Source organism: Thermohalobaculum xanthum (assembly GCF_016623495.1).
Lineage (GTDB): Bacteria > Pseudomonadota > Alphaproteobacteria > Rhodobacterales > Rhodobacteraceae > Thermohalobaculum > Thermohalobaculum xanthum.
Map to the genome: position 1 here is coordinate 473236 of NZ_JAEHHL010000001.1, position 12532 is coordinate 485767.

Annotated in this window: 12 protein-coding genes; 8 read left to right on the forward strand and 4 right to left on the reverse strand. The window is 66.9% G+C overall.

What is annotated here, in order from left to right:
• Window positions 1-5 precede the first annotated feature (5 nt).
• On the reverse strand, window positions 6-386 hold the full coding sequence (locus tag H0I76_RS02200) for an NADH:ubiquinone oxidoreductase subunit NDUFA12 (protein ID WP_200606394.1): 381 nt from the start codon (window positions 384-386) through the stop codon (window positions 6-8).
• 316 nt (window positions 387-702) lie between these two features.
• On the opposite strand from H0I76_RS02200, the gene H0I76_RS02205 reads away from it, so the two are divergent.
• Entirely contained in the window at window positions 703-1920 is a 1218-nt protein-coding gene (locus tag H0I76_RS02205) for an OmpP1/FadL family transporter (RefSeq protein ID WP_200606404.1), read from the forward strand.
• Window positions 1921-2089: 169 nt separating this feature from the next.
• On the opposite strand, the gene tgt is transcribed toward H0I76_RS02205, so the two are convergent.
• Window positions 2090-3220 (reverse strand): tRNA guanosine(34) transglycosylase Tgt, encoded by a 1131-nt coding sequence (gene tgt, locus H0I76_RS02210; protein ID WP_200606411.1) that lies wholly within the window; start codon window positions 3218-3220, stop codon window positions 2090-2092.
• A 264-nt stretch (window positions 3221-3484) separates the two neighbouring features.
• Here tgt and H0I76_RS02215 point away from each other — a divergent pair, with 264 nt between their 5' ends.
• The 4 genes from H0I76_RS02215 to tpiA all read left to right on the forward strand — a co-directional run bounded on the left by H0I76_RS02215 (window position 3485) and on the right by tpiA (window position 5405).
• Window positions 3485-3748 carry a hypothetical protein gene (locus H0I76_RS02215; protein WP_200606412.1) on the forward strand — a complete coding sequence of 88 codons (264 nt, stop codon included), beginning with the start codon at window positions 3485-3487 and terminating at the stop codon, window positions 3746-3748.
• 5 nt (window positions 3749-3753) lie between these two features.
• A complete protein-coding gene (locus tag H0I76_RS02220) occupies window positions 3754-4113 on the forward strand; it encodes an SUF system Fe-S cluster assembly protein (RefSeq protein WP_407704243.1) in 360 nt (119 codons plus the stop codon).
• Window positions 4114-4217: 104 nt separating this feature from the next.
• On the forward strand, window positions 4218-4574 hold the full coding sequence (locus H0I76_RS02225; RefSeq protein WP_200606414.1) for a HesB/IscA family protein: 357 nt from the start codon (window positions 4218-4220) through the stop codon (window positions 4572-4574).
• A gap of 87 nt (window positions 4575-4661) precedes the next feature.
• Window positions 4662-5405, forward strand: a complete 744-nt coding sequence (gene tpiA, locus H0I76_RS02230; protein WP_200606416.1) for a triose-phosphate isomerase — start codon at window positions 4662-4664, stop codon at window positions 5403-5405.
• A 73-nt stretch (window positions 5406-5478) separates the two neighbouring features.
• Here the strand turns inward: tpiA and H0I76_RS02235 are convergent, their stop codons facing one another.
• Window positions 5479-6171 carry a hypothetical protein gene (locus tag H0I76_RS02235; protein WP_200606418.1) on the reverse strand — a complete coding sequence of 231 codons (693 nt, stop codon included), beginning with the start codon at window positions 6169-6171 and terminating at the stop codon, window positions 5479-5481.
• Window positions 6172-6344: 173 nt separating this feature from the next.
• Here H0I76_RS02235 and gluQRS point away from each other — a divergent pair, with 173 nt between their 5' ends.
• On the forward strand, window positions 6345-7217 hold the full coding sequence (gene gluQRS, locus H0I76_RS02240) for a tRNA glutamyl-Q(34) synthetase GluQRS (protein ID WP_200606432.1): 873 nt from the start codon (window positions 6345-6347) through the stop codon (window positions 7215-7217).
• Window positions 7218-7228: 11 nt separating this feature from the next.
• On the opposite strand, the gene H0I76_RS02245 is transcribed toward gluQRS, so the two are convergent.
• Window positions 7229-10603, reverse strand: coding sequence for an AsmA-like C-terminal domain-containing protein (locus H0I76_RS02245; protein ID WP_200606434.1), 3375 nt, complete (start codon window positions 10601-10603; stop codon window positions 7229-7231).
• Window positions 10604-10953: 350 nt separating this feature from the next.
• Here H0I76_RS02245 and H0I76_RS02250 point away from each other — a divergent pair, with 350 nt between their 5' ends.
• Both H0I76_RS02250 and cuyA read left to right on the forward strand, forming a co-directional pair.
• Window positions 10954-11430 (forward strand): peroxiredoxin, encoded by a 477-nt coding sequence (locus H0I76_RS02250; RefSeq protein WP_200606435.1) that lies wholly within the window; start codon window positions 10954-10956, stop codon window positions 11428-11430.
• A gap of 85 nt (window positions 11431-11515) precedes the next feature.
• Window positions 11516-12517 (forward strand): D-cysteate sulfo-lyase, encoded by a 1002-nt coding sequence (cuyA, locus tag H0I76_RS02255; RefSeq protein ID WP_200606437.1) that lies wholly within the window; start codon window positions 11516-11518, stop codon window positions 12515-12517.
• The last annotated feature ends 15 nt before the right edge of the window (window positions 12518-12532 follow it).

Below are 12532 nucleotides of genomic sequence, written 5' to 3' on the forward strand. Positions count from 1 at the left end.
GCCGGTTACTCGGGTTGCCAGGCTTCGTAGTCGCCGGTCGCGCGCGGGCGGCTTGCTGCCGTCAGGACGCTTCCGGGCGGGCGATAGGCCTCGGCCGAGCCGGTCATGTTCGGCACATGCGGCTTCTCCCAGGCCTTCCTGGGCAGCGGCGTGCTCGACGGGGCGTCGTCGAATGTGTGGTGCAGCCAGCCATGCCAGTCGGGCGAGACGCGGCTCGCCTCGGCCTCGCCATTGTAGATCACCCAGCGGCGCTTGCCGTCGCGGCTCTGGTAGAAGCGGTTGCCCGCCTCGTCCTCGCCCACCAGCTGCCCGTTGCGCGCGGTATAGACCCGCGTGCCCAGGGTCTGGCCGTTCCACCAGGTGAAGATCTGGCTGAGTATGCTCATGCGACTCGTTCCCTTCGATGCGGCGCGATAATGGCGCGGGCGCCGGGATACGTCCAGTGCCCCGGCAAGCCGGTGCCGCTTGGCCGCAGGCCCACGCCGCGACTCGCTCGCCGTCACTGTTTCATTACTGCACCGTCACGGGATCGTTTCGGTCGTCAGCGGCACGTTCTCCCGAATTCGGTCCCCTTTCCGCAACGTCACGTCTTGCTTACGCGCGCGTAACCCACCATTGAGCGGCCCCGGCGTAACGCGGCGCGAGAAATGCAACCGCGAGCGCCGAAAGGCGAGGACGACACCAGGACTGACGAGGATTCGCGTGGACAGACTGACTATGGCCGGTGGCAGGATCGCAGCCACCGCAATGATGGCGATCGGCATCTCGACGGGCGAGGCCGGTGCGGGCGCCTTCCAGCTCAACGAACGATCGGCGAAGGCGATGGGCACGTCGCTTGCGGGCACGGCGTCGGCAGCGTCCGACGTCACATTCGCGGCGTTCAACCCCGCCTCGCTCACGACCGTCGAGAACATCGAGGTCGGCGGAAACATCTCGATCGTCGCGCCGATCGCCGACGGCACCTTCCAGAACGGGCCATTCGCGGGACAGGAATACGACGCCGACCGAATGGGCGTGGTCCCCACCTTTGCCGCGGGGTTGCGCGTGAACGAGGATCTCGTCGTCGGCCTGACCAGCTACTCGCCGTTCGGCCTGAAGACCGAGTATCCCACCAATTGGCCCGGCCAGGCCGACGGGCGCACGTCCGAACTGCGCATGGTCGTGGTTGCTCCCACCATCGCATACGACGTCCTCGACAACTTCACTCTGGGCTTGGCCGTCAACTTCGCCTATGTCGACGCGCGCCTCACCAGCGCGGCGGTCAACCTCGACGGCAGCGAGTTCGCCGTCAGCTTCTCGGCCGGCGCGCTCTACGAGCCCATCGAGGGCACGAGGCTCGGCGCGGCCTATCACCACGGCTACAATCTCGGCCTCAACACGGCGATCTTCGGCGGGCTTGCAGGCGGCATCCCCGAATCCGCTGGCATCACCGGCACGGCCAAGACCGAGCTTCCCAGCTGGGTCCAGATCGGAGTTACCCAGGACGTCACGGACGATCTGCGCCTGATGGTGGAGGGCCGCTGGATCAACTGGTCGCGCTTCGACCGGATCGATGTGAGCACCACGGCAGGTTTCGACTTCTCGGACGCGCAGAACTATGACGACGCGTTCTTCGTCTCGTTCGGCGCCGAGTACGACATCTCCGACAGCTTCACGCTACGCGGCGGCGTGGCCTGGGACGAGACGCCGACCAACGATGCCTACCGCACGGTGCGCGTGCCCGACGAGGACCGGCTCTGGATGTCCGCCGGCGCGAGCTACCGGCTCACCGAGACCATGTCGCTCGACGCCGCCTATTCCTACCTGCACGCCCTCGGCAATCCCGAGGTGACGTTGCGCAACGGGCCCCTTGCCGGGACCTCGCTCGAATACGACGCCGGCGCCCACATCTTCTCGCTTGGCGGCACCATCAGCTTCTGACTGCCTTCGAGCAGTCGGGCGCCGGGTCTTCCGGCGCCCGTCATTGCCCGAGACTCTTTAACCTCGCGGCCGGAGCGTCCGGCCAGGACGCGCGCCTCTCTTATTTATTTCAATTATTTAACATCGTTTTCACGCGTGAAAGGCGTCAAGACCGGCTCCCTCGAGCCCCTCAGATCGGCTCGATATCCTCTTCGGCGCGCTGAGCGTGGAAGGCCGCAGCGTACGCGGTCAGGCGCCCCTCCCCGATAGCCCGGCGCAGGCCCGCCATGAGCTCCTGATAGTAATGGAGGTTGTGCCAGGTCATCAGCATCGAGGCGATGATCTCGCCCGCCTTGAAGACGTGGTGGAGGTAGGCCCGGCTATAGGCGGCGCAGCAGGGACAGCTGCAGTCGGGGTCTAGCGGTCGCGGGTCCTCGGCATGGCGCGCGTTCTTGATGTTGACCGGGCCGCGCCGGGTGAAGGCCTGCCCCGTCCGGCCCGACCGGGTCGGCAACACGCAGTCGAACATGTCGACGCCGCGCTCGACCGCGCCGACGATGTCGTCCGGCTTGCCGACCCCCATCAGGTAGCGCGGCCGATCTTCGGGCAGCATGCCCGGTGCGTAGTCGAGGACGCCGAACATCTGGTCCTGCCCCTCGCCCACGGCAAGACCGCCGATCGCGTAGCCCTCGAAGCCAATCGCCGTCAGCTTCTCGGCGCTCTCGGCCCTCAGTTCGGGATAGACGCTGCCTTGCTGGATGCCGAACAGCGCATGGCCCGGCCGGTCCCCGAAGGCCTCGCGCGAGCGCAGGGCCCATCGCATCGACAGTTCCATCGACTGCCGCGCGGTCCGCTCGTCAGCCGGGTATGGCGTGCACTCGTCGAAGGCCATCACGATGTCCGACCCGAGCTGCCGCTGGATCTCCATCGAGCTCTCGGGGGTCAGCAGGTGACGCGAGCCGTCGACATGGCTCGAAAAGCGGACGCCCTCTTCCGTCAGCTTGCGAAGCTCGGCAAGCGACATGACCTGGAAGCCGCCCGAGTCGGTAAGGATCGGCTTGCCCCAGTTCATGAAGCGATGCAGGCCGCCGAGCCGATCGATCCGCTCGGCGCCAGGCCGCAGCATCAGGTGGTAGGTGTTGCCGAGGATGATGTCGGCCCCCGTGGCCGCGACGCTTTCGGGCATCATCGCCTTGACGGTCGCGGCCGTGCCCACCGGCATGAAGGCCGGCGTACGGATCTCGCCCCGCGGCGTGAAGATGCGCCCCCGCCGCGCGCGCCCATCGCGCGCCTCGATCTGGAAACGAAAGGGTGAGGTCATGCCTGTCCGGGTCCCCTGCTGCCTGCGGTCGTCCTAAAGTGTGTGCCCGACGCGCGCAATCCGGTGGCGCTGCTCGCTTGGTGCCATACGGCGCGCCGGTCATGGAGACGCTACGCCACGAGGACGCCCCCGGCGGCGCGGTCGATCGGCGGCGCGTCAAACCGATCGCAGGGCGCGCACGCGGCCGTCGTGACGCGCCTGTGGTCTGGACGCAGACGGCCAATTCCTTATATGAACACTCGGAAATGCACACGGAGTCGCGCGATGGCCAACCTCAAGAGTTTCCGTGACGAAGCGATCGAGTTGATCGAGAAGTCGTTGGGCGATCAGCTTTCGGCCGAGAAGCGCGACGAGATCGTCGCGGCGATCGAGGGCGCGATCAGGAAAGCCACGCAGCATACGCAGGAGAGCACGGTCGACGTCATGCTGAAGTACCCACTCGGGGACCAGGACAAGGCGCATAAGCTGGCCGACGAGATCCGCCGCAAGACCGAAGCCCTGATCGCGAATCTCTCGTCCCAAAGGTGAGCACAATGGACGCGATGACCCAGAACGAGGGCGAGCCGCTGGTTGCGCCCTCCTCGACCGACCACCCTCTCTACGGCGACATCGTCGAGGCTTGCCGCACGGTCTACGACCCCGAGATCCCGGTGAACATCTTCGATCTCGGCCTGATCTATCGGATCTCGATCGACGACGAGAGCAACGTCGAGATCGACATGACGCTGACGGCGCCCGGCTGCCCCGTGGCCGGCGAGATGCCGGGCTGGGTGGCGGAGGCGGTCGAGCCGCTTCCTGGCGTCAAGACCGTGAATGTCCAGCTCGTGTGGGAGCCGCCATGGGGCATGGACAAGCTCTCCGAGGAGGCGCGTCTCGAGCTTGGGTTCATCTGAGGATCGCTTGCATCCGGATCTGCCGAGGCTTCACGCCGATCCCTTCCCCTTGAGGCGCAACGTTATGCGCCTTACTTTCTGTGTGAGATGAACAGGAGACCCCAATGTTCGGCATCCCCGGCAAAGACCCGGTGACGCTCACCCCTGCCGCCGTGCGCCAGATCCGCAAGCTGATCGAGACGTCGGACGGCGCGGTGAAGGGGCTCAAGATCGGCGTGAAGAAGGGTGGATGCGCCGGCATGGAATACACCATGGAGCACGCGACCGAGATCGGTCAGCACGACGCGATCGTCGAGCGCGAGGGCGCGCGCGTGCTCATTGCCCCGATGGCGCAGATGTTCCTGATAGGAACCGAGATCGACTATCGCACCTCGCTGCTCGAGTCGGGTTTCGTCTTCAACAATCCGAACGTCTCGGAATCCTGCGGCTGCGGCGAATCCATCAAGTTCAAGGACGCCTGAGCCCCCTGGCTGCGCCGGAGACGTTGCCCAGCCCGTGCGGCTCGCCTATGACTTTCGCCAAGCCCTGAAGAAGCGAGAGAGGCCGCGATGCCGCGCGTGAAGATTGCCGCCGGGAACTGGAAGATGAACGGGCTGGGCGCCTCGACGGCCGAGCTCGACGCGATGATCGCGGGCGCGACCGGTTCGGCCGAGGTGGTCATCTGCCCGCCGGCAACGCTGCTCGCGTCCTTCGCCGCGCGCGCCGCTGAAACAGGGGTGAAGATCGGCGCCCAGGACTGCCATCCCGCCGCCTCCGGCGCCCATACCGGCGACATATCGGCCGAGATGATCGGCGACGCCGGCGGCTCGCATGTCATCGTCGGCCATTCCGAGCGCCGGGCAGATCATGCCGAGGACGATGCGACGGTGCGCGCGAAAGCAGAAGCGGCCTGGCGCGCCGGTCTCGTCGCCATCATCTGTGTCGGAGAGACCGAAAGCCAGCGCGATGCAGGCGATACCCTCGGCATCGTGGGGCGTCAGTTGCGCGGCTCGGTGCCCGCGGGCGCAACAGCCGCGAACACCGTGATCGCCTACGAGCCGGTCTGGGCGATCGGCACCGGCAGGACGCCCACTCTCGCCGAAATCGCCGAAGTACATGATTTCATGCGTGCTGACCTGGCGAACCGCTTCGGCACCGAGGCGGCCGACGGGATCCGCCTGCTCTATGGCGGTTCGGTCAAACCCGGGAACGCCGCCGAGATCTTCGCCGTTTCCAACGTCGATGGCGGCCTTGTTGGAGGCGCGAGCCTCAAGGCCTCGGACTTCCTGCCGATCATTGCCGCGGCAAGCTGACGTGAAAAGGCCCGCGCCAGTTGCTGGCACGGGCCTCGAAGATCCTGAGGGCAAGGGATACCCGCGGGTGGCGTCAGCCGAGCTGAGCGCCGGCCTGGCCGATCCAGTCGTCGCGGAAGCAACGGCCCTTGAACGCGGTCAGGTGATCGTCGATCCAGGCAAGATCGGCTTCCGAGAAGCCCGCGATCTGCTTGAAGGTGTAGACGCCAAGCCCGTTGAGCTGTTTCTCGAGCGACGGTCCAATGCCCTTGATCAGCTTGAGATCGTCGATCTTCGCGGGGGCCTTGGCCATCAGCGAGGAAGGCTTGCCCGAGGCCGCGGCGGTCTCGGTGGCCATGGCCTTTTCCGCGGGCGCCGGCTTCGCGGCGGGTGCGGCGACCGCTTCACTCATCGCGTCGACGATGTCCTCGACGTTCTCGATGGCTGCCTCGACCACGGCCTCGACCGGGGCCATGGCTTCCTCGACCGCCTCGATGACCGCGACCGCGGGCTCGGCATGGGGCACCGGCGCCTTTGCCTTGCTGCTGGTGGCAGCCTTGCGGGTCGGCTTGGCCGCGGGCTTGGCGCGCGTGCCGGCCTTCTTGCCGTCTTCGTCCCGCTCCATCCCCGTTTCGAGGATCCGGGGCGTGAAGCGCGGCATCGCGTCAGCAAAGCGCCATTCCACGCCAAAGGCGGGTGCGACAGGCCAGAAGCTGACCCAGAAGTCAAACGCCGCCTTGGTAGGTTTCGTCCACGCCTCGAAGCTTTCGACCTGCTTAGTGAACATCATATCGATCCTGCTCGCCTGTCGGATTGCTGCATTTGCGAGACATTACCTGAAGCCATGCTGCGCCGCAATAAGTCACGCTGCCGCACGCGGCGGACGCCGCGCCCCGCCAAGCATGCGCTAGACCCAGCCCTCTCGAGCGTCGCGCCTTCGGTCGCGGGCATGGCGGCGGCATGCTGACCGACCGCTTCGCACCGAGCCCGACGGGCGAATTGCACCTGGGGCACGCGTTCTCCGCATGTGTGGGCTGGTCCCATGCCCGGGCTGGTGGCGGACGCTATCTGCTGCGAATGGAGGATCTCGACGAGGGCCGCGTTCGCGCCCGGTTCGTCGATGACATCTTGCGCGATCTTCGCTGGTTGGGGATCGACTGGGACGGCGAAGTTCTGTTCCAGTCGACGCGGATCCCCGCGCATCTGGCTGCGCTCGAGCACCTCGGGGCCCAGGGCCTGACCTACCGGTGCACATGCTCGCGGCGGGACATCCTGGAAGCCGCCTCGGCGCCGCAAGAGGGCGCGTCCGCACCTCACGGACCGGACGGCCTCGTCTACCCGGGAACCTGTCGGGCACAGCCCGTGAGCGATAGCCCGGCCGCGATCCGCCTGAACATGGCACGCGCGGTTGAATGGCTGGGCGGCGCCGACGTGGTCGCCCGGATCGGGTTCACGGAAACCGGTGCAGGCCCCGATGGCGAGTCGGGCCGGATCGCGCTCGATGCGAGAGCCCTGATCGAGGGCACCGGCGACATCGTCTTGCGCCGGCGCGACGGCGCGCCCGCCTATCATCTCGCGGTCGTCGTGGATGATGCGTTCCAGGAGGTGACGCGCGTCACGCGCGGCCGCGATCTCTTTGTCGCGACCCCGGTGCAGCGGCTGCTGCAAGCGCTGCTGGGTCTGCCCGAGGTCGAATACCACCATCACCGGCTCATACGGGATGAATCCGGGCGCAGGCTGGCCAAGCGTGATCGCGACCTCAGCCTGAGCGCCCTGCGTGCGGCCGGCGCCACGCCCGAGGAAGTCCTCAGGGGCCTCGGCCTGCGGGCGTGAGCAGGGACCGGTCAGTCGGGGCTTCGCAGCCCTTCGAGGAAGCGCTCGTCCGGCTCGCGCGCCTTCGAGGTGAAGATCCGGCGAAGGATGCCCGGCGTCAGGAGTGACAGCGGATTCACGCTGTAGCTGGGGTCGTCGATGGTGCCTCCGACCGTGAAGGTCATCGCAAGGATCCCCTCCCCCTTGCCGCCAGACAGCAGCGCCCCAAGCAGCGGGACATTGTCCAGCGCGCCGGTGAGCGCGTAGGCAGGCGAAATCACACCCGACAGATCGAGCGCGCGGCTCTCCTGCTCGATCGTGCCGTCGAGCTTGACCGCGAGCGCGGGCCCCGTCGCGATCGACGTGCCCAAGGTGATGGTCCCGGCCTGGTACTCGAACGGGATCTGGACCTTGGAAAACGCGAGCCCGCCGGCCACGGTCTGCGAAATGCCACCGCGGTTCAGGATGCCCTCGAATGTCGATGCTTCGCGCAGCGTCACATTGCTCATCCGAACTTCGCCCGAAAACTGCGTGAACGCACTGTCGAGCACCTTGGCCGAGAGGCTCAGCTGGCCGTCGCGCGCGGTCTCGGACAAGCCGGTTGCCCGCAGGAACGCTCCGGCATCCGAAACGTCCATGCGCAGAGAACCCTCGCCGTCAGGCGGCAGGCTCAGCTCGGCGTCGACAGGGGCCAGATCGTTCACCTTGCCGTCAAGCGAGACCGTAACACCGCCGCCGTCGCTCGAATCCGCCCGACCCCGCGCGGAAGTCACGCTGAGCTCGGGCGTGACGACGACCTCGGCGAGGTCGAACTCGACGGCGATCTCGGGAAGCGCCGTCGCCCCCTCGCCCTGCGCGTCGGTCTCCGACGCAGATCCCGCGGTGATGTCGCCGTCGCCCAGAGCCTGGTCAATCAAGGCGAGATCGAGCTTGCGGCCGCGCAGGGTTGCCGCGAGGCCCCGATCGCCGGGCCGCGAGAACTCGACGCTCAGATCGGCCCGTTCGTCGAGGACGACCCGGCTCATCGTGGCTCGATCGACCCTTCCGGACGGCGAGATGCCGAGCGATCCCTGAGCCGCGAGACCCGCGGTGTCGAGCTTGATCCGCGTGATCTCGGCCGCCCCACCGTCGAGCAGCCGCACCTGGGCCTCGAGTGTCCCCCTGATCCCAGGCGCCTTGGACCACCCGAGAACCGGGAGCGCCAGGCGGGACGCCGCGAGATCGGCATTCGCGACGATCTCGGGCGGCGACGCCCCCTCCTGCGACATGCGGACCACGAGATCCGCGGTCCCCGACTCGAACCCGGGAAGCGACGCGTCGAGGCGTGTCATCAGGCCTGGCGTCACCTGGCCGCGTGCGATCACTTCCCGGCGATCGGGCGTCGCTCCGTAGATCTCACGCCAGTCGATGTTCAGCGGGATGCCGTCCGCCAGCACGTCACCCGCCACCGTCATCTCCGTGGTCGAGGCCGTAAGCGCCACCGCCTCGCCCGTAATGGCAATCGGGTCGTCCCTGCCGAAAGGCAATTCCATCACGAGGCCCACGACATCGGCTTTCGCATCAGCGTCGATCTGTTCGAGGAGGAGATCGTTGATCAGTGGAAAGCTTAGCCGCGTCTCGACTTGCGCATCGCCGCTGATCGACCCGGAATCGAGCCCAAGCTTCGAGACGAGACCCAGGGGTTTCTCGTCGATCAGGGCAAGGATCCCGCCCAGCGGCCCGGCGCCCCGCAGGTGAATGTCCGCTGGCGTGGTTTCTGCCCAGAGCTCGCTGATCCTGAGCCAGGACCCGTCCAGCGCGATGTCCTCACCGGAGCCGACAGCCACCCGGCCGCCATCCATCTCGAGGACAAAATCGTGCAATCTGAGATAGCCGCGCCCGTGGGCGTTGCGGATCGCCGGCATGTCTCCGAGATAGCGTGAGACAAGGTCGCGGTAGCTGAAATCGAGCGCGATCTGCGGCTGGCCGTGTCCGATGCGTGCATGTGCGACCAGCGTGTCGACCACGCCCGACTGCAGGTGCTCGACGACCCAGGTCCGGGCGTTGCGCGCGAATGGCAAAGGCCAGTGTGACTTGAGGCCCGCGATCGTCAGGTTGTGCGCCTCGGCGCGGATGTCGCTGAGCCAAGCGCCGCCTTCCTGTTGCAGGCGGCCTGATGCGCCCATCGTTAAGGCGCCGCGGTCCAGGCGCGCCGACGCGATATCGACCGTGACCGGCGAGAACCCGACACGCGCCACGACCTCGCCGCCGTCAAAGCCGATCGGCTCGGCGAAGACCTCGGCCATGTCGATGCCGAGCGCACCGATGCCAAGCTGCCCGACCAGGCCATGTAGCTGACCGGCTTCCGTGCGCTCCACGTCCACGAAGCCCGACAGGCTGGCCGATCCCGCCTCGGCCGCGACCGACAGCTCGGCAAGGGCGAGACGCTCGGCCGAGGGGTCGTAGCTGAAATCCAGTTTGAGCCGGTCGAAACCGGTGGAGGCAAGTTCGGCCCCGTCCGTGCCGACAAGCCTGCCCTCGCCCGCGTAGATCGTTCCGGACACAACGCCAAGGTCACCATCGTCCGCGAGGCGGCCGGTCAGCGTGGCGTCGATCGGGGCGTCGATCAGCGAGAGCCAGTCGAATTCAGGCACACCGACGGCGAGGGTCGCGGGGCGCACACCGTGAAGCGACAGATCGATGTCGGTTCCCGCAACCCCGCGCTGTCGGCGGATGGCCACGCGGATCGTCCGAAGGGGAGACGTTTCATCCTCTTCCAACCCAATCCCGAGCGCTGCGGCCAGGCCGTCACCGGATCGGCGGGCTCGAAGCGTCGCGCCCTCGGTCGACCAGACCGCGCCGGTCTCGGCATTCCGGTATGTGAGCGCGGCATCCCGGATGGTGACCGACTCGAGGCGCGCAAGCTCGGGCAAGGCCGGATCGCCGCCCGCGAGGCCGTCGAGAATCGCGGTGGCCACGGCGAAGCCCCGCGCCAGGTCTTGCCTGTCCCCCTCAGCAACCTGGAGATCATCGCCGATGGCGTCGTCGCCGGAGGCCTCGGTGATCGTCATTCCGATCCCGAGGCCAAGCTGCCATCGGCCATCGCGCCTGCGAACGATCTCGGCCTCGGGGCCGCGCAGGTACAGGTTGGTGACCCTCAGTTCACCCACCAGGAGGTCCGACAGGTTGAAGCGGGCGCCGATCCGGGGGACGGCGAGCAGCAAGTCGCCCTCGATCGACCGCAGCTCGACGTCGCGAAAGCGCAGTGCCGGCTCGCCTGCGCGTCGGCTGAGAGCAAGGAACGCGGACCCGACGCTGAGGCGGAGTTCATGCTGACCGTCGTTAACGCCATGCTCGACGAACTTCGCGAATGTCTGGACCTCGATCGGACCCGAACGCAGCGACAGGGTCACGAGGCCAACGGCCATCACGAGCAATGTCGCAAGCGCAAGAAAAGCGCGAAACCCGTTCCGGCAGAATGACCAGCACAAATCCGCCGTCCCGGCGCAAGCCCGCATGACCTTCCCCGGTCGCTGCGGAGGCCGCGAGGCTGTTTGCGCTTCCTGCGATGTCGCGAGGACGTTCATCCGCTCCGTTCCGCGGGCGTGGGTCATGGCCCGATGCGCCCCGCCCTGCCCGGCCGCCACTGACGGCTTGTCAGATCACACCCCTGGATTAATTTGCTCGCTGCGCGGCGGCGTTGCAACTGCCTGCGGCCCCGCCAACTCTCAGGAACGGCCACACGCGGCTTCACCAGAACGGACGAGGATCGGCCTACATGACGGACACACCCTCCCCCGCGGTCGGAGAAAAGGCTCCGACGTTCTCGCTCCCCGGCACTGGCGGCCAGACGGTCGCGCTCGACGACCATGCGGGCAAGGCGGTCGTGCTGTATTTCTACCCCAAGGACGATACACCCGGATGCACGCGCGAAGCGGTCGAGTTCTCCGGAGCCATCGGCGATTTCGATGCCGCTGGCGCGGTGGTGATCGGCGTGTCGAAGGACCCTGCGAAGAAGCACGACAAGTTCGCAGTAAAGCATGATCTCAAGGTCCTGCTGGCATCGGACGAGTCGAGCGACGTTTGCGAGCGCTACGGCGTCTGGGTCGAGAAATCCATGTACGGCAGGAAGTACATGGGCATCGAGCGATCCACTTTCCTCATCGGCAAAGATGGACACATCGTGCAGGCGTGGCGCGGGGTGAAAGTTCCCGGACACGTCGACGAGGTTCTCTCGGCGGTGCGCGCTCTTTGATGGGGCCCTGCGCCAGCACATCGCGTTTGCCTGCGGGCGCGGTTCATGTTTGGGTCTGGCATTCGCCAAGCTCCGGAGTGACGACATGAACCTCGCCCGTTTTCCGCGCATTCGTCTTGCCCATCTGCCGACGCCGCTCGAACCTCTGCCCCGGCTCTCGGAATATCTCGGCGGCCCGGAGATCTGGATCAAGCGCGACGATTGCACGGGGCTCTCGACCGGCGGCAACAAGACCCGCAAGCTCGAGTTCCTCATGGCGGAAGCGCAGGCGCAAGGCGCCGACATCGTCATCACTCAAGGGGCGACACAGTCGAACCACGCCCGCCAGACCGCGGCTGCTGCAGCGCGCCTGGGCATGGGGTGCCACATTCTCCTCGAGAACCGCACCGGATCGAATGACGCGAATTACCGTGGCAGCGGGAACGTGTTTCTCGACCACCTGCATGGCGCGACGACCGAGGAGCGACCCGGCGACGGCCGGGACATGAACGCCGAGATGGAGCCCGTCGCCGAGCGGTTCCGGAGCGAGGGCCGAACGCCCTACGTGATCCCGGGTGGGGGGTCGAACGCGACAGGTGCGCTGGGCTACGTCAACTGCGCCTACGAGCTGATGGGCCAGTCACAGGACATGGGGCTGGTGTTCGACCACTTCGTCACGGCGACCGGCAGCGCCGGCACGCAGGCAGGGCTCATCGTCGGGCTCAAGGCGATCAATGCGGGGTTGCCGCTGCTCGGCATCGGCGTGCGGGCGCCGCGCGAGAAGCAGGAAGCCAACGTCTTCGCCCTCGCAGAAAAGACGGCCGAGAAGCTGGGCGTTCCCGGTGTCGTGGCCCGCGAGGACGTCGTTGCAAACACCGATTACGTCGGGGCGGGCTACGGCATTCCGCGCGAGGACACACTGGCCGCAATCGACCTATTCGCGAGATGCGAGGGGATCCTGCTCGACCCCGTCTATTCCGGCAAGGGTGCGGCCGGCCTGATCGATCTGGTTCGCAAGGGGCACTTCAAATCCGGCGAGCGCATCGTCTTCCTGCACACTGGCGGCAGCGCGGCCCTGTTCGGATACACCAGCTATTGGGCCAAGTGAGGCTCTCCATCAATC

Coding starts and splice junctions, on each gene's coding strand:
- H0I76_RS02200 (WP_200606394.1), bottom strand. CDS start 386: ATGAGCATACTCAGCCAGATCTTCACCTGGTGGAACGGCCAGACCCTG.
- tgt (WP_200606411.1), bottom strand. CDS start 3,220: ATGACCTCACCCTTTCGTTTCCAGATCGAGGCGCGCGATGGGCGCGCG.
- H0I76_RS02215 (WP_200606412.1), top strand. CDS start 3,485: ATGGCCAACCTCAAGAGTTTCCGTGACGAAGCGATCGAGTTGATCGAG.
- H0I76_RS02220 (WP_407704243.1), top strand. CDS start 3,754: ATGGACGCGATGACCCAGAACGAGGGCGAGCCGCTGGTTGCGCCCTCC.
- H0I76_RS02225 (WP_200606414.1), top strand. CDS start 4,218: ATGTTCGGCATCCCCGGCAAAGACCCGGTGACGCTCACCCCTGCCGCC.
- tpiA (WP_200606416.1), top strand. CDS start 4,662: ATGCCGCGCGTGAAGATTGCCGCCGGGAACTGGAAGATGAACGGGCTG.
- H0I76_RS02235 (WP_200606418.1), bottom strand. CDS start 6,171: ATGTTCACTAAGCAGGTCGAAAGCTTCGAGGCGTGGACGAAACCTACC.
- gluQRS (WP_200606432.1), top strand. CDS start 6,345: ATGCTGACCGACCGCTTCGCACCGAGCCCGACGGGCGAATTGCACCTG.
- H0I76_RS02245 (WP_200606434.1), bottom strand. CDS start 10,603: ATGGCCGTTGGCCTCGTGACCCTGTCGCTGCGTTCGGGTCCGATCGAG.
- H0I76_RS02250 (WP_200606435.1), top strand. CDS start 10,954: ATGACGGACACACCCTCCCCCGCGGTCGGAGAAAAGGCTCCGACGTTC.
- cuyA (WP_200606437.1), top strand. CDS start 11,516: ATGAACCTCGCCCGTTTTCCGCGCATTCGTCTTGCCCATCTGCCGACG.